This window comes from Pseudomonas sp. NMI760_13, assembly GCF_021283245.1.
GTDB classification, from domain to species: Bacteria; Pseudomonadota; Gammaproteobacteria; order Pseudomonadales; family Pseudomonadaceae; genus Aquipseudomonas; species Aquipseudomonas peradeniyensis.
In genome coordinates, this window is the sequence record NZ_JAJSRC010000019.1 from 1 (window position 1) to 16,597 (window position 16,597).

A 16,597-nucleotide genomic window follows, 5' to 3' on the forward strand; every position below is an offset into this window, starting at 1 on the left:
CAGAACGACACCTTCATCATGCAGGCGACGGGTTCGAGCAAGAGCTTCGCCGGTGGTGCCGGCAACGACGTGTACTACCTGCATGGCGCGGCCGGCGTGTTCGAGCAGGCCGGTGGCGGCATCGACGAGGTGCGCACCTCCCTGGCCAGCTACACCCTGACCAACGAAGTGGAAAACCTCACCTACATCGGCTCTGGCAATTTCACCGGTTATGGCAATGCCGGCAACAACGTGATTGTCGGTGGCGCTGGCAATGACACCTTGTTTGGCGGTGCCGGTGCCGACCGTTTCGTCGGCGGCGCGGGTATCGACACTGTTTCGTATGGCGACAGCACTGCCGGCATTCTCCTGAATCTCAAGACCGGCGTGCATGGCGGTATCGCCGAGGGCGATACCTTCGAGGGCATCGAGAAGTTCGTCGGCTCGTCGTCGGGCGATGTCTTTGTGGCCAACGACCAGCCCAACGACTTCAATGGCTCGCTAGGTGTCGATCTGTTGACGTTCGCCGGCGAGGGCGCTGGGGTTACGCTCGATCTGAACGCTACCGGTAATGACCTGTTCACCAGTATCGAGAGTTTCGAGGGTACGGCGTTCAACGATACGTTCGTGGGGACCACTGCGAACGAGAACTTCATTGGCGGTGCTGGCGCGGATGTGATCAATGGTGGGTCCGGTCGGGATTCGGCCTGGTACATCTCGAGCAATGCCGGCGTGTCGATCGATCTTGCCGCAGGTACTGTGGCTGGCGGGCATGCCGAGGGTGATGTGCTGAGTGGAATCGAAGGGCTGGCGGGCTCCGCGTTCGCCGATGTGCTCAATGGCGATGCCGGTGCGAACACGCTCTATGGCGCCGAAGGCGACGATGTCATCAATGGCGGTGCGGGCAATGACATCCTCTACGGGGATGGCATCTACTCCACCGATTTCGGTGCCCTGGCGCGCCCGGCGAACACCCAGGTCGCGCAGGCGGATGTCGTCAATGGCGGTGACGGCGACGACACCATCACCGGTGCGCTGAACGACACGGGTTCCGTCTACCATGGTGATGCCGGCAACGACACCATCCAGACCACCAACGGCAAGGCGTATGGCGATGATGGCAACGATCGCCTGGTTGGTAACGGTTTTGCCTACGAACTCTATGGTGGCGCCGGCGCCGATCGCCTGGACATGATGTCGGCCGGCTACGCTTTCGGTGGCGAGGGCAGCGATGTCTACACGATCTACTCCAAGGCGGGCGTGGTGATCCAGGATACCGGTAGCGCAGGTGTCGACGTGGTGGTGCTGAAGAACATCCAGACCTTCCAGGATGTCGTGGTGCAGAACGATGGCGTCAATGCCTTCATCTTCTCCAAGGCTGACTGGAATGCCGGCAACCTCGATTCGGGGGTGATGCTCAGCAACTGGTACGCCGGCTCGAACACCATCGAGTCGTTCCAGACCAACAACGGCGACACCTTCACCATCACCTGACAGGCAAGCGGCGTCTGACAGCGTCCGCAGGCGGCCAAGCCTTGCCGCTGTCAGACGCTCGCCGCCGAGATTTTGTCTCTCTGACAGCGTGCTTTTCGGCAAAGGCCCCGTAAACCGGGGCCTTTGTCGTTTCTGTGGTAATTGGCGCGAAACTTGCTCGAAGCTTCGTACAGCCACGGCGACCGGCAATCGATCGCCCGTGCAGCGGAGGATGACTGTGGACAAGATGCTTTACGTGGCCATGACCGGCGCCAGCCAGAACGCGCTGGCGCAGAAGGCCCATGCCAACAACCTGGCGAACGTTTCCACCAACGGCTTCCAGCGTGATCTGGAGCAGGCCCGTTCGATGCCGGTGTTCGGCGACAGCTTTCCGGCGCGTGCGTTTGCCATGAGCGAACGGCCGGCCACCGATTTCAGTGCCGGTCCGCTGGTGGAAACCGGTCGCGAGCTGGACGTGGCGGTCAGCGGCAACGGCTTCATTGCCGTGCAGGCCCCCGATGGCAGCGAGGCCTACGTGCGCACTGGCGGCCTGAACATTGACGCCCTCGGTGTGTTGCGCGCCGGCAACGGCATGGCGGTAATCGGCAATGGCGGTCCGATCGCCATCCCACCGGAGCAGAAGGTCGAGATCGGCGATGACGGCACCATCAGCATCCGCGCCATGGGCGAGGACCCGCGGGTGATGGCCGAGGTCGACCGAATCAAGCTGGTCAACCCTGACATCAAGGGCATGATCAAGGGCCAGGACGGGCTGATCCGTACCGCCAGCGGCCAGCCGGCCGACATGGACGTGAACGTGCGCGTGGTGTCGGGATTCCTCGAAGGCAGTAACGTCAATGCCGTGGAGGAAATGACATCGGTGCTGGCGCTGTCCCGACAGTTCGAGTTGCACGTCAAGATGATGAAAGCGGCCGAGGAAGGCGATCAAGCCATGGCTCGGGTTTTGCAGATCGGCTAATCACATTTGAACGGGTGCCGTAAAACAGGCGCACGAGGAGAACACTAAATGCTTCCGGCTCTTTGGGTCGCTAAAACCGGCCTTTCCGCCCAGGATACCAACCTGGCGGTCATCTCGAACAACCTGGCCAACGTCTCGACCACTGGCTTCAAGCGTGATCGCGCCGAGTTTCAGGACCTGCTGTACCAGATCAAGCGCCAGCCCGGTGCGCAGTCCACCCAGGACAGCGAGCTGCCTTCGGGCCTGCAGGTCGGTACCGGTGTACGTATCGTCGGCACCCAGAAGAACTTCCAGACCGGCAGCCTGCAGACGACCGAGAATCCGCTGGACATGGCGGTCAACGGTCGTGGCTTCTTCCAGGTGCTGCAGCCTGACGGCACCGTCTCCTATACCCGTGACGGTACCTTCCACCTGAACTCCGACGGCCAGGTCGTCACCGCCAACGGCTTCGCCCTGGAACCTGCGGTCGTCGTACCGCCGGATGCCCAGACCTTCACTGTCGGCCAGGACGGCACGGTGTCGATCACTACCCCTGGCAACCCGGCCGCGCAGGTCATCGGCAACATCCAGACCGCCGACTTCATCAACCCGGCGGGCTTGCAGGCCATCGGCGGCAACCTGTTCCTCGAGACCGCCGCCAGCGGTGCGCCGCAGATCGGCACGCCTGGCCTGAACGGTTTCGGCCCCACCCTGCAGAAAACCCTGGAGGCGTCCAACGTCAGCACCGTGGAAGAAATGGTCAACATGATCACCACCCAGCGCGCCTACGAGATGAACTCCAAGGTCATCTCCGCCGCCGACAAGATGCTGTCGTTCGTCACCCAGCAGCTGTAAGCCCTGGCGGTCCGATCAAGGCGGGCCGCTGATCATCCGCTCGCTGTTGCAGCGCCTGTTTCACCATGAGGTAAGTGTCATGAGCCGTCTGTTGTCCGTATTCGCCCTGGGGGGGGTGGTGTTGCTGGCTGGTTGCGTTGCGCCGACGCCCAAGCCAAACGACCCGTATTATGCGCCGGTCTTGCCGCGCACCCCGTTGCCGGCGGCGGCCAACAACGGCTCGATCTACCAGGCCGGTTTCGAGCAGGGTCTGTACACCGATCGCAAGGCGTTCCGGGTCGGTGACATCATCACCATCACCCTGAACGAGCGTACCTCGGCGAGCAAGAACGCCGGTTCCCAGATCCAGAAGAACAGCAAGGCCGATATCGGCCTGACCTCGCTGTTCGGCACCGTGCCCAACACCAACAACCCGCTGGGCAGCGGCGACCTCACGCTTGAAGCCGGTTACAGCGGCGACCGCTCCACCAAGGGCGACAGCAAGGCCACCCAGGGCAACACCCTGACCGGTTCCATCACGGTGACCGTGGCCGAGGTGCTGCCCAACGGCATCATCGCCGTGCGCGGCGAGAAGTGGATGACGCTGAACACCGGCGAGGAACTGGTGCGCATTGCCGGCCTGATTCGTGCCGACGACATCGCCACCGACAACACCGTGCCGTCCACCCGCGTGGCCGACGCGCGCATCACCTATTCGGGCACCGGCTCGTTCGCCGATGCCAGCCAGCCCGGTTGGCTGGACCGTTTCTTCATCAGCCCGCTCTGGCCTTTCTGAGTACGGATGACCATGTTCAACGCTAGGCGGTTGATTGCCGCGACCCTGCTTCTGTCCTGTGCGTTCGGTGCTCACGCCGAGCGCCTGAAGGATATCGCCAGCATTTCCGGCGTGCGCGCCAACCAGCTGATCGGCTACGGCCTGGTGGTGGGCCTCAACGGCACGGGTGACCAGACCACCCAGACACCGTTCACCCTGCAGACCTTCAACAACATGTTGTCGCAGTTTGGTATCAAGGTGCCGCCGGGGTCGGGCAACGTGCAGTTGAAGAACGTTGCCGCCGTGTCGGTGCATGCCGACTTGCCGGCATTCGCCAAGCCCGGCCAGGTGGTCGATATCACCGTGTCTTCCATCGGCAACTCCAAGAGCCTGCGTGGCGGCAGTCTGTTGATGACGCCGCTCAAGGGTATCGACGGCAACGTCTACGCCATCGCCCAGGGCAATCTGGTGGTGGGTGGCTTTGATGCCGAAGGTCGCGACGGCTCGAAGATCACCGTCAACGTTCCGTCGGCCGGTCGCATTCCCGGCGGGGCCTCGGTCGAGCGCGCGGTGCCGAGCGGATTCAACCAGGGCAATAGCCTGACGCTCAATCTCAATCGTCCGGACTTCACCACCGCCAAGCGCATCGTCGACAAGGTCAACGAGCTGCTCGGCCCGGGCGTGGCCCAGGCCGTCGATGGCGGTTCGGTGCGGGTCACCGCGCCGATGGACCCGAGCCAGCGCGTGGACTACCTGTCCATACTCGAGAACCTCGAGATCGATCCGGGCCAGGCGGTGGCCAAGGTCATCATCAACTCGCGCACCGGGACCATCGTCATCGGCCAGAACGTCAAGGTGTCGCCGGCGGCGGTTACTCACGGCAGCCTGACCGTGACCATCACCGAAGATCCGATCGTCAGCCAGCCGGGGCCGTTCTCCAATGGTCAGACCGCGGTGGTGCCGCGTTCGCGGGTCAACGCCGAGCAGGAAGCCAAGCCGATGTTCAAGTTCGGCCCGGGCACCACGCTGGATGAGATCGTCCGTGCGGTGAACCAGGTCGGCGCGGCGCCGAGCGACCTGATGGCCATCCTCGAAGCGCTGAAGCAGGCTGGTGCGTTGCAAGCCGACCTGATCGTGATCTGAGGACGCCAGGGATGAATTCGAAGAGTCTTGTTTCCAGTCAGGCCGACAGCGGCGCCTACACCGACCTCAATCGCCTGGGCTCGCTCAAGCGCGGGGATCGCGACAGCGAGGGCAACATCCGCAAGGTGGCCCAGGAGTTCGAGTCGTTGTTCATCAGCGAGATGCTCAAGGCGTCGCGCAAGGCCAGCGATGTGATGGCTGACGAAGACAGCCCGATGAACAGCGACACGGTCAAGCAGTACCGCGACATGTACGACCAACAGATGGCCGTGAGCATGTCGCGCGAAGGGGGTGGTATCGGCCTGCAGGATGTGCTGGTGCGCCAGCTGTCGAAGAACAAGGCCGCGCGCCCGAACACCAGTCCGTTTCCCCGGATCGAAGGGCAGGCGCCGGCATTGTGGGCCTCGAAAGTGGCCGAGCCCGCGCACATGGTCGAGAGTGCCGCTACGCGTAACGATGTGGCTGCGCTCAATGCGCGGCGCCTGGCGCTGCCTGGCAAGCTCACCGATCGCTTGCTGTCCGGCATCGTGCCGTCCGCTGGCAATGCCGTCGCCAATGCCACGGCACTGCCTGGGCGTGGCGATATCCCGCCCGGTGGCGTGGCCGTCGGCGACTGGGAGCCGGCCCGCAGCTTCGCGGCGCCAGGTGGCAACCTGCAGATTCTCGGTCGGGCCGTGGCCCAGCCGCCGCTGGCACCGAAAAAGGCCTTCGCCGACAGCGACGCCTTCGTCGCCACCATGCTGCCGATGGCCGAGCAGGCCGCCAAGCGCATCGGTATCGATCCGCGCTACCTGGTGGCCCAGGCCGCGCTGGAAACCGGCTGGGGCAAGTCGGTCATGCGCAACCCCGATGGCAGCAGCAGTCACAACCTGTTCGGCATCAAGGCCACCGGCAGCTGGCAGGGCGGCGAGGCGCGGGCGATCACCAGCGAGTTCCGCAATGGCCAGTTCGTCAAGGAGACCGCGGCGTTCCGTTCCTACGACAGCTACCAGGACAGCTTCCACGACCTGGTGAGCCTGTTGCAGAACAATTCGCGCTATCAAGATGCAGTGCGGGCGGCCGATAAACCAGAACAGTTTGTGCGGGAGTTGCAGAAGGCCGGTTACGCCACCGACCCCAACTACGCCAGCAAGATCTCGCAGATCGCAAAACAGATGAAGTCGCAGCAGAGCTACGCAATGCTCGGTACCACCACGAAACTTTAAGGGCAGGAAACCATGGCGAGTTTGATCAATATCGGTATGTCTGGCCTGGGCGCCGCCCAGTCCGGGATGTACACCCTGGGTAACAACATCGCCAATGCCGATGTGGAAAGTTACTCTCGCCAGCAGATCGTCCAGAAGACCAAGGGTGGCCAGCAGGTCGGCCAGGTGTTCATCGGCACCGGCACCACGCTGTCCGATGTGCGCCGGGTGTACAACGCCTTCCTCGAGAACCAGCTGCGTTCCACCACGTCGCTGTCCAGCGACGCGAACGCCTACCTCAACCAGATCGGCCCGCTGAACAATGCCCTGTCCAGCGCCGACACCGGTATCACCGCGGCGCTCAAGAGCTTCTTCAGCGCGATGCAGGACGCCTCGGCCAAGCCCACCGAGGATGCCTCGCGGCAATTGCTGCTGACCAGCGCCCAATCGCTTGCCAAGCGTTTCAACAGCCTGTCGGCGCAGTTCAACCAGCAGAACAGCAACATCAACACCAACATGGCGGCGACGGCCGACCAGATCAACAAGCTGACCGCGACGATCTCCGAGTACAACCAGCAGATTGTCAAGATGACCGCCATCACCGGCAAGCCCAACGACCTGCTCGACCAGCGCGACGGCGCGGTGCGCGAGTTGAACAAGCTGATCGGCGTGGACGTGGTCGAGCGTGACGGCAACTACGACATCTACCTGAAGAACGGCCAGTCGCTGGTGCTGGGCAACACCACCCAGACCCTGGGCGTGGAGCCTGCGGCGACCGACCCGTCGCGGATGAACCTGGTGCTCAATCGCGGCTCGACCAAGATGGACATCACCGACAGCACCACCGGCGGCGAGCTGGGCGGTCTGCTGCGCTACCGCAAGGACACCCTGGACCCTGCGCTCAACGAGCTGGGCCGTGTGGCCCTGGTGGTGGCCGATGCGATCAACAGCCAGCTGGCCCAGGGCATCGACAAGAACGGCGAGTTCGGCGCGACCCTGTTCGGCGACATCAACAGCGCCGCCGCCATGGCCGGGCGCAGCGTGGCCAAGCTGGGTAACAGCCCCGGTTCCGGCAACCTCGATGTGAACATCAAGGATACCGGCAAGCTGACCACCAACGACTACCAGGTGACGTTCACCAGCGCCAACGAGTTCACAGTACGTCGTCTGCCTGACAACACCGAGATGGGCAAGTTCGACATCACTGCCACTCCGCCACCGGTGATCGACGGCTTCAGCCTCAATTTGCGCGGTGGCACGCCGATCGCTGGTGATAGCTTCAAGATCACCCCCACCCGCAATGCCGCGGCCAGCATCGAGACGGTGCTCACCGATCCCAAGCGCCTGGCGATGGCCAGCCCGCTGACCGCTACCAGCGGCTCGGGCAACAAGGGCACCGGGCAGATCGGCCAGCCCACGCTGACCTCCGAGCTGGACATCTACGATGCCGCCCAGCGCGCCGACCTGCAGACGGGGCTCAAGTACTCGACGCCGGTCAAGCTGGTGTTCGGTGACGAGAAGACCTCGCCCCAGACCTACACCATGTTCGATGCCAAGGGCAGCCCCATCGGCAGCGGCACGATCATCCCCGGCCAGGAGAACAAGCTGCAGCTGTCCGTGCCGATGGTCGATGGCAGCGGCAACCCGATCAACGACGCCAGCGGCACGCAGAAGAAGTTCACCTTCGAGATGACCGTCGCTGGCGCCCCGAAGGGCGGCGACAACTACACCGTCTCGCTGACCGGTGCCGGCTCGGCCGACAACCGCAACGCCCAGTCGGTGATCAACCTGCAGACCAAACCCACCGTCGATACCGGTGCCGACGGCAAGGGCATCAGCTTCACCGATGCCTACGCCAAGCTGGTGTCCAACGTCGGTGGCAAGACCAACCAGGCCGAGATGGACAGCAACGCCACCCAGGCGCTGCAATCCTCCGCCCTGACCAGCCGCAACTCGAGCTCCGGCGTGTCCGTGGACGAAGAGGTCGGCAACCTGGTCAAGTTCCAGCAGTACTACACCGCGTCGTCGCAAATCATCAAGGCGGCCCAGGAAACCTTCGCCACTTTGATCAACAGCCTTTAAGGAGCCGTAGACCGTGCGCATCTCCACCCCGCAGTTCTACAACAGCAGCAGCGCCAACTACGAGCGCACCTTCGGCAACGTCAACAAGACGACGCAGGAAGCCAGCGACTTCATTCGCGTGCGCACCGCCGCCGACGATCCGGTCGGCGCCGCGCGCCTGTTGCAGCTCGAGCAGCAGCAGAACATGCTCGACCAGTACAAGGGCAATATCACCAACGTGCGCAACGCGCTGGGCAGCAGTGAAAGCACGCTCAACGCCATCGGTTCGATCCTGCAGCGCGTCAACGAACTGGCTGTCAGCTCCGGCAACGCCAGTTTCACCGACGCCGATCGCAAGGCCAACGCCTCCGAACTGGCCTCGCTGGAAGACCAGCTGTTCTCGTTGATGAACAGCAAGGACGAGAACGGTAAGTACCTGTTCTCCGGCTCCAAGGGCGATACCCAGCCTTACGTGCGCAACTCCGACGGCACCTACAGCTACCAGGGCGACCAGAGCAACCTGATGCTGCAGGTCGGCGACATGCTCAGCCTGGCCGCCAACGAGACCGGCTACAGCGCCTTCGAGCAGGCGCTCAACACCAGCCGCAGCGAGACCCGCCTGACCGCGCCGGCCACCGATGACGGCCGGGTCAGCCTGTCCAACGGCCAGGTGTCCGGTAACACCACCTACAACGACCGCTTCCGCAGTGGCGAACCCTACAGCGTCCAGTTCACCAGCAGCACCGAGTACAAGATCCTCGATGCCGGCGGCAACGATGTGACCCTGGAAGCCAGCCAGGGTGGCAAGTTCGATCCCAAGGGTACCAATACCACCATCAGCTTCCGCGGTGTCGACCTGCGCCTGAAGATCAGCTTCCAGGCGGGTGACGAAGCCAACCCGGATGCCGCCATCGCCGGTCACAGCTTCAACCTGAGCTCCAAGGCCGATTCGATCGCCGGTACCCGCAGCCCGGGCAATACCTCGTCGGCGCAGATCACCGATGCGACCATCAGCGACCCGACCGCCTACAAGGCTGCGTTCCCGGGGGGCGGCGCGGTGCTGAAGTTCACCAGCGCCACCGATTTCGAGCTGTATGCCTCGCCGATGACCGCCGACAGCCGTCCGATCTCCAGCGGCACGCTCAGTGGCACCACGGCCACTGCTGCCGGTGTGACGTTCGACCTGGCAGGCGCTCCGAATGCCGGCGACTCGTTCGCGGTCAAGGCGGACACCCATCAGAACCAGAACATCCTCAACACCATCAGCCAACTGCGGACCGCGTTGAGCACCCCGCAGGACAATGATCCGGTGGCGCGGCAGAACTTCCTCGCCGCGCAGGACGCGGCGCTGGGCAATATCGCCAGCGGCATGAACCAGGTGTCGTCGTCGATCTCTGCCATCGGTGGTCGTGGCCAGGCGCTGGATGTACAGGCTGAAACCAACGAGGCGCTTGCTGGCGAGAACACCAAGACACAAAGTTCGATCCGCGAGAGCGATCCGGCCGAAGTGATGCTGCGCCTGGAAATGCAGAAGAACATGCTGCAGGCCTCGATGCAGTCCTTCGCCAAGATCGCCGGCCTGTCGCTGGTCAACTACATCTGATCCACGAAGCCGTCTCGTCCGCCTTTCGGCAGGGTGAGGCGGCTCCTCGAAGGTGCCATGGGCCTGACCAGACGCCCGGCAGGGCATCCAGCCCTGTCAGCGAACCTTTGCCTTGAGTGAGTACCCGTGAGCGCACAACCCCTCGTCAGTATTGCCATTCCCGCGTTCAATCCTGAGTTTTTCCGCAGCACGTTGGCCAGCGCGATCGCCCAGGATTACCCGAATCTGGAGATCGTCGTATGCGACGACAGCCCCGGGGGCGAGATCGAGGCGATCTGCGATGAGCTGCGGGTCACTTCGCCAGCTCCCTTGCGCTACGTACGCAACCCGGTGCGCCTTGGTTTCGCCCGCAACCTGCTGGCTTGCCTGACGCACGCCTCGGGCGAGCTGATCAAGTTCCTCTGTGACGATGACACGCTGTTTGCCGGCTGTATCAGCCAGCAGGCCAGTGTGCTCGGCGAATCGCAACAGATCAGCATGGTCATCTGCCAGCGCCTGTTGTGCGCCGCCGATGACGTACTATTGCCTTCACGTGCGCTGAACTTCGTGATTTCCGTGCACAGTGCGGTGCTGCACGGCACCGACTTGCTGGAAAGCGTCGCCGATGATGCACCCAACCTGTTCGGTGGCTTGAGCCACGCCTTGCTGCGCCGTGACCAGGTCGCGGCGTACCTGCCCACCCTGGTGCAGGATGGGCAGGGTTTTTCCGCTCGCCTGGACCTGGCGCTCTACGCTTGCGTTCTGCGCAGGGGACAGCTGGCCAGCCTGGAGCAGGTACTGAGCCTGGAACGAGTGCGTCCGGGGCGTCTTAGCCATCAAGGCACCATGGTCGAGGCGTACAAGAGCGACACCCAGTGGCTGCTGCAGATGCTCGCCGAACGTAATGCCGAGCCGGCGCCCGCCCACGGCTGGGTACGCTACATGCCGTTGGCGGACTACCTGGAAAACCCCCAGCAGAAGTGGGACGAGCTCGATCTTCGGCGCTTCTTCGGGGCGCAGATGGCCAACTTCAACCAGCAGATCGGTACCCACAGCCTGAGTTTTGCCGAGCTGTACGCTGAATGGCTCGAGCATCGCCGGCTATCCTCCGGGCAGGAACGGCTCTTGCCCAAACGTGTGGAGCAATGGCCAAGCCAGCCGGGTATCGCGGTGGTGGTGTACTGTGAGGCAGGTGACGAAAAGGTATTGCGTGCGACGCTGGACAGTCTCTGGCAGCAATCCTACCCGACCCAACAAGTCCTGGTAGTGACGCCTGAGGGTTTTGAACGGCCGGTGCAAGACCGTGTTCGTTACCTGGTGCGCGGCGATGCCGAGTTTATCTCGCTCAACCATTGGCTGGCTGACGGTCCGTCACTCGACTGGCTGTTCCTGCTGCGTGCTGGCGACTGCCTGCATACCCATGCGCTGGTGATCATGGCCGAGCGCATGGCGCTGCGTGGTGACAGCCTGTGCCTGTACATCGATGAGGGTGCCAACGACAGCCTCGCCGCGTCGGCACCGATCTTCAAGCCGGACTTCAACCTCGACCTGATGCGCAGCCTGCCCTACGTCGGGCGCCTGTTGGCATTCAACAATGCGGCGGTGCGTGAGCTTGGGGGCTTTGACGTCGGCTTCGAAAGCCTGGCGCCTCACGACCTGCTGTGGCGAATGATCGAGGCTCACGGCCTGCAGGTGGTCGAGCATATCCCAGAGGTGTTGGTGCAGTGCCGACACGGCTATGCCGAATGGCTGGCCGACACTGCAGGCCACGTCCAGGCGCCGCGGGTGCTGGAGGCACACCTGCGGCGCCTGGGTGTGGACGCGCAGGTGCAGGGTATTGCTGGCAGCCTGATGACCCGGGTCACCTACCTGCACCCCCAGGTCGCGAGCGTGTCGATCATCATTCCTGCCGTTGGCGACCTGGCGGTGCTGGTGCGGTGCGTCGAGTCTGTGCTGGCCAGTACCGCGCATCCCGATTTCGAGGTGGTGCTGGTCGCCAGCGTCGGGACGTCGGATGATGTGCGTGCCTGGCTCGACGGCTTGCGGGATCTGGGTAGTGAGCAATTGCGGGTACTCGAGAGTGCCGCCCAGGGTCGAGCGCAGAGTTTCAACGAGGGCAGTGTATACGCTCGGGGCGACTACCTGTTGCTGCTGGATGCCGGCTGCGTGCTGTTCGAACCGCAGTGGTTGTCCGAGCTCCTGCAGCTTGGCCAGCGTCCCGAAGTCGGGATGGTCGGGCCCAAGTTGTTCGACAACAGTGGGGCCGTGGTTTCGGCGGGCCTGGTCCTGGGGATGCAGGCCACGGCGGCCAGTCCATTCCTGGGCTGCCCGGTGAACGAAGACGGCTACATGAACCGGCTGAGCCTGGTACAGAACTGGAGCGCGCTGAGCCTGGACTGCCTGTTGGTGCGGCGTGAACTGTTCGCCGAGCTGGGGGGGCTGGACACTGCCGCGCTGCAGGCATCGCTGCACGACGCCGACCTGTGCCTGCGGGCGCGGGCGGCCGGTTATCTGTCGGTGTGGACGCCGTTCGCGCGTGTGGCCAGGCTGGGCGCCCAGGCGGCCGAGGAAAGCTCGCCGCGAAGCTGGCAGGACGACCGTGATGCCTTGTATGCGCGCTGGCTGGCCTGGGTGGCGAATGATCCGGCCTACAACCGCAACCTCAGCCTCAAGTTGCCGAATTTCAACTTCGACCCTGGATTGCGGGGTGGGTGGGATCCGTTCATCGCGCGGGCCATGCCGTCTGTCCTGGCGCTGCCGAGCAGCACCTCGGCGGTCGGACACTATCGAGTGGTCCAGCCGTTCAATGAGCTGGAGCGGTCGGGCTGGATCCAGGGGCGTATCGACTACAGCGCGCCGGGGCTGATCGACCTCGAGCGGGAAAAGCCCGATGTGGTGATCCTGCAGTGCCGCTACCTGCCCGCCAACGTCAGGGATATCGAACAGTACAAGCGCTTTTCCAGTGCGCGGCGCATCTACGAGCTGGACGACTACATCATCGATCCACCGAAGAAGAACGACCATGCGCGCAACATGCCGAGCAACATGCGTGAGCTGGTCAGCAAGGCGATTTCCCTGTGCGACCGGGTGGTGGTCTCCACCGAGCCACTGGCCGACGCGCTGTCGAGCATGCACCAGGACATCCGTGTCGTCCCCAACATGCTCGCCGCATCGCTGTGGAGCGGACTGACCAGCCAGCGCCAGACCAGCGTACGTCCGCGTGTGGGTTGGGCAGGGGGTACCAGTCACCGCGGTGATCTGGAATTGATGCTGGATGTGATCAAGACCTTGGCCAGCGAAGTCGACTGGGTGTTCTTCGGCATGTGTCCGGAGGCGCTGCTGCCCTACGTCAAGGAGTTTCACACAGGGATCTCGTTCGCGGACTATCCGCGCAAGCTGGCCAGTCTCAACCTGGACCTGGCGGTGGCGCCGTTGGAGCAGAACCTGTTCAACGACTGCAAGAGCAACCTGCGCCTGTTGGAATATGGCGCGTGCGGCTTCCCGGTCATCTGCACCGACACCAAGGCATATGCAGGCTACCTTCCCTGCACGAGGGTTCGCGAGAACACCACCGAGCAGTGGCTGGATGCAATCCGCATGCACCTTGCCGACCCGATGGCCAGCTACCGCCAGGGTGATGCACTACGCGAGGCGGTTCTGCGTGACTACGTACTGAACGAACACCATCTGCAGCATTGGGCCAACGCCTGGCTGGCTGACTGAATCCTGGCGCCTGGCCAAGCCAGGTGCCGAACCCCATGAACAGGTGCCCTATGAACGAAACTACACTTGGGTCGCGTGATGAAGTGACCGTCGTCCTGCTCGGACATGACCAGGCGGATCACCGTGCTCGCGCGGCGCACTACTACCGTCGCTCCGGCGTGCCGTGCCTGGGCCTGGCGTCGTCGGCGGTGGTCGATGCCGCAGCTTTGGTCGAGTTGCTGGCACAGGTGACGACGCCGTTCGTGTGCCTGGCGCTGGATGCCGACTTTGTCCTGGGTGCCGCGCTGGACAATGCTGCACGGTACCTGCATGCCCAGCCGGAGGTGATGGCCGTGCAAGGCCATGCCCTGGCCTATGCGCCGGGCAATAGCCAGCTGACTTATCACAAGGTGGGGGCGGTGTTCTGCACGCAGGCGGGCGAGGGTGTCCTTGATCGGCTGCGACGCCACGCTGACGCCGAGCAACAAGCCTGGCGCGCGGTAATCCGCACGCAGGCGCTGCAGGCCGCACTGGTGTCGCTGCCAGAGGGGCTTGATGTTGCAGGCTGGCGAGTGGCGCTGTCTTGCGCAATCCTGCTACGTGGGACGGTCGCCCATCTCGAGCAGACCGACGTGGTCTGCGAGTCGCGGCCTGAGAGCCTGCCCCCTGCCGTGCGCGAGGAGCGACTGATCCAGACCGTGCGTATCCTGCGCCAGTGGGGTGGTGGGGATCAGGGCGTGCTGTCCGATGATGATGGCTTCGAAACGCTCAATCGCTTCATACGCAAAACCTGGAGCCAGGGCGAACAGCCGCTGCTTTTCACCTCGCGCTGGACCAGCGTGATCGATGACCCGGTGCGTTCGTTCGAACCCAGTCAGCATGTGGAACTGCCTTACTACAGTCGCCCGCTGTTCGATCGGTTGACCGAGGTGGAGTTCCTTTGTCACGCCTGGCCGACCGGCAAGCGCCACCGGCATGCCCTCGAGGGGGCGTGGGTCCGTCAGCGCGACCTGCTGGTGATGCACCCCAATGACACCCGCGAGAGCCTGCAGGAGCGCTACTGGAAAGCGCTGGGGCTGGGCTTGTTCAACCTCCAGGTATGCCGCCGCCTCGAGCCGATGCTGACTGGAGAGGGCAATGCGCATCATGCCCGTGAGATGAATGACTGGATCGCACGCCTGCTTGAGGTGCCGGATAGCGAGACTCGCCACTCCTTGCTCGACACACCATCGGGGCAGGTACTCGCGGCGATCGACGCGGCCACCCCGGACGAAGCAGCGCGCAAGCGAGTGCTGGCCCACCTGGCCGAACACCCGGCGCCACAGATTGCATTTGTCGTGCTTGACCTGGAAAACGATGACCTGGCCTTGCAGGCGACCTTCGACAGCCTGCTGGCCAGTGGCCTGCGCGATTTCAAGCTGGTGGTGCTCAAGGCTGGCAAGCCACCGGCAATTACCACCGCGCGCGATACCTTGCACTTCATCCAGGTCGGCGAGGGCAATTGGGTTTCGCACTTGAACCAGTTGCTGCGCCAGTTGCCCAGTGAGTGGCTGTTGCTGCTCGAGGCGGGCGATGTGCTTCTTGCCGGCGGGTTGATGCGCCTGGCGGTTGAACTTGCCCAGGCCCCGGCTTGCCAGGCTATCGCCGCCGACGAAGTCCAGCGTGACACTGATGGGCGCCTGTTCGCGGTGCGCCGGCCTGGCAGCGACCTGGATCTGTTGCGTAGCCAGCCGGGGCTGATGGCGCGACACTGGCTGGTGCGTCGACAGGCGGTGCTCGACCTGGACGGTTACAACGGCACTGACCCGCAGACCCTGGAGTATGACTTGCTGCTGCGCCTGGTCGAGCATCACGGAGTTGCCAGCCTGGCACACATGGATGACTACCTGGTGGTCAGCCGGCAACCTTCCTCGGTATTTACCGAGGAGGCGCGCAAGATCCTCAATCGCCACCTCACCCAGCTGGGCTATCGTCCTCAGATCAGTGAGCCAGGGGCGGGGGGGCTGGCAATCGACTTCCGCCATAGCGCCACACCGATGGTCAGCATCGTGCTGGCGGGCGAGGTCGAGCCTACCTGGTTGACCGGTATTTTTCAGCGAACTCGCTATCCGCGCTACGAAGTGGTGCTGGCGCTTCCCGGGCAACCTTGCGCAGACCAGGCCGAAGCGCTTCAGGCATTCGGTGGCCGCCTGCGGGTCGTCGCTGGCGAAGCCGGTGCCACGCGTCAGCAACTGCTTGGTCTGGCGGCTGGCGAGGCGCGTGGCGATTACCTGGTGTTGCTGTCGCCGCATTGCCAGGTAATCACGCCTGCCTGGATCGAATCGCTGTTGAACGAGGCGCAGAGGCCAGAGGTTGGCGTTGTCGGCGCCAGCCTGTGGGCGGCTGACGGGACGCTGGCACACGCAGGTTTCGAACTGCTGGCCGGTCCTCGGGTGTATTCGCCCTGGCTGCATCTGTCGCAAGCGGACAGCGTCGCGGTGCAATGGCCACTGTCGGTACGTGCGTGCCCGGCGGTGTCCGATGGTTGCCTTATGGTGAGCAGGGATGCGTTCGAACATTGTGGTGGCCTGCCGCTCGCCGGGGATATCGGCATCGGCTTGAGCCTGGCGGTTCGCGAAGCAGGGTTGTTGGCTGTCTGGACGCCCAAGGCACAATTGCTCGCAGCTGGATTGCCTGCTCTGGATGATGAAGTCGCCACGCTCCTGGCTGCGAAGTGGCCTGCCGCTTTCGTAGGGTCGAGAGGGCTTGATCGCCTGAGCGATGAGCAGGGGCTGTCTGCCTCCCTCGGTTGGCTCGAACAGTTGATTTGACTGGCGCACTCGCCGGCAGCACGGGCATCTGGATCAATGCCAGTCAGTCAAACTGACTGGCATTTTTTCATCTTCGGCGAATGTCAGAGGCTGGAT

At 63.6% G+C, this 16,597-nt stretch carries 10 protein-coding genes; all 10 read left to right on the forward strand.

The window, feature by feature from the left end:
- Positions 1–1,473, forward strand: a 1,473-nt coding sequence (locus LU671_RS18685) for a calcium-binding protein (RefSeq protein ID WP_269806769.1), incomplete at its 5' end; no start/stop codon positions are given.
- Between the two features lie 217 nt (positions 1,474–1,690).
- Positions 1,691–2,431: a flagellar basal body rod protein FlgF gene (locus tag LU671_RS18690; RefSeq protein WP_203651601.1), complete on the forward strand. Its 741-nt coding sequence runs from the start codon at positions 1,691–1,693 to the stop codon at positions 2,429–2,431.
- 48 nt (positions 2,432–2,479) lie between these two features.
- Positions 2,480–3,265 carry a flagellar basal-body rod protein FlgG gene (flgG, locus tag LU671_RS18695; protein WP_050706704.1) on the forward strand — a complete coding sequence of 262 codons (786 nt, stop codon included), beginning with the start codon at positions 2,480–2,482 and terminating at the stop codon, positions 3,263–3,265.
- Positions 3,266–3,344: 79 nt separating this feature from the next.
- Positions 3,345–4,040, forward strand: coding sequence for a flagellar basal body L-ring protein FlgH (flgH, locus tag LU671_RS18700; protein ID WP_050706703.1), 696 nt, complete (start codon positions 3,345–3,347; stop codon positions 4,038–4,040).
- 12 nt (positions 4,041–4,052) lie between these two features.
- A complete protein-coding gene (locus tag LU671_RS18705) occupies positions 4,053–5,162 on the forward strand; it encodes a flagellar basal body P-ring protein FlgI (protein WP_408005613.1) in 1,110 nt (369 codons plus the stop codon).
- Positions 5,163–5,173: 11 nt separating this feature from the next.
- Positions 5,174–6,367 carry a flagellar assembly peptidoglycan hydrolase FlgJ gene (gene flgJ / locus LU671_RS18710; protein ID WP_203651608.1) on the forward strand — a complete coding sequence of 398 codons (1,194 nt, stop codon included), beginning with the start codon at positions 5,174–5,176 and terminating at the stop codon, positions 6,365–6,367.
- A gap of 12 nt (positions 6,368–6,379) precedes the next feature.
- The gene (gene flgK / locus LU671_RS18715; RefSeq protein ID WP_232856516.1) at positions 6,380–8,428 is read left to right on the forward strand and encodes a flagellar hook-associated protein FlgK; all 2,049 of its coding nucleotides are present in this window, start codon (positions 6,380–6,382) and stop codon (positions 8,426–8,428) included.
- 13 nt (positions 8,429–8,441) lie between these two features.
- Positions 8,442–10,010, forward strand: a complete 1,569-nt coding sequence (locus tag LU671_RS18720) for a flagellar hook-associated protein 3 (RefSeq protein ID WP_232856517.1) — start codon at positions 8,442–8,444, stop codon at positions 10,008–10,010.
- A gap of 126 nt (positions 10,011–10,136) precedes the next feature.
- Positions 10,137–13,712: a glycosyltransferase gene (locus LU671_RS18725; RefSeq protein ID WP_232856518.1), complete on the forward strand. Its 3,576-nt coding sequence runs from the start codon at positions 10,137–10,139 to the stop codon at positions 13,710–13,712.
- Positions 13,713–13,762: 50 nt separating this feature from the next.
- Positions 13,763–16,501 carry a glycosyltransferase gene (locus LU671_RS18730; RefSeq protein ID WP_232856519.1) on the forward strand — a complete coding sequence of 913 codons (2,739 nt, stop codon included), beginning with the start codon at positions 13,763–13,765 and terminating at the stop codon, positions 16,499–16,501.
- The last annotated feature ends 96 nt before the right edge of the window (positions 16,502–16,597 follow it).

What these genes read in the sequence shown, in the direction of transcription:
- flgG (WP_050706704.1), top strand. Translation starts at nt 2,480, where the DNA reads ATGCTTCCGGCTCTTTGGGTCGCTAAAACCGGCCTTTCCGCCCAGGAT.
- flgH (WP_050706703.1), top strand. Translation starts at nt 3,345, where the DNA reads ATGAGCCGTCTGTTGTCCGTATTCGCCCTGGGGGGGGTGGTGTTGCTG.
- LU671_RS18705 (WP_408005613.1), top strand. Translation starts at nt 4,053, where the DNA reads ATGTTCAACGCTAGGCGGTTGATTGCCGCGACCCTGCTTCTGTCCTGT.
- flgJ (WP_203651608.1), top strand. Translation starts at nt 5,174, where the DNA reads ATGAATTCGAAGAGTCTTGTTTCCAGTCAGGCCGACAGCGGCGCCTAC.
- flgK (WP_232856516.1), top strand. Translation starts at nt 6,380, where the DNA reads ATGGCGAGTTTGATCAATATCGGTATGTCTGGCCTGGGCGCCGCCCAG.
- LU671_RS18730 (WP_232856519.1), top strand. Translation starts at nt 13,763, where the DNA reads ATGAACGAAACTACACTTGGGTCGCGTGATGAAGTGACCGTCGTCCTG.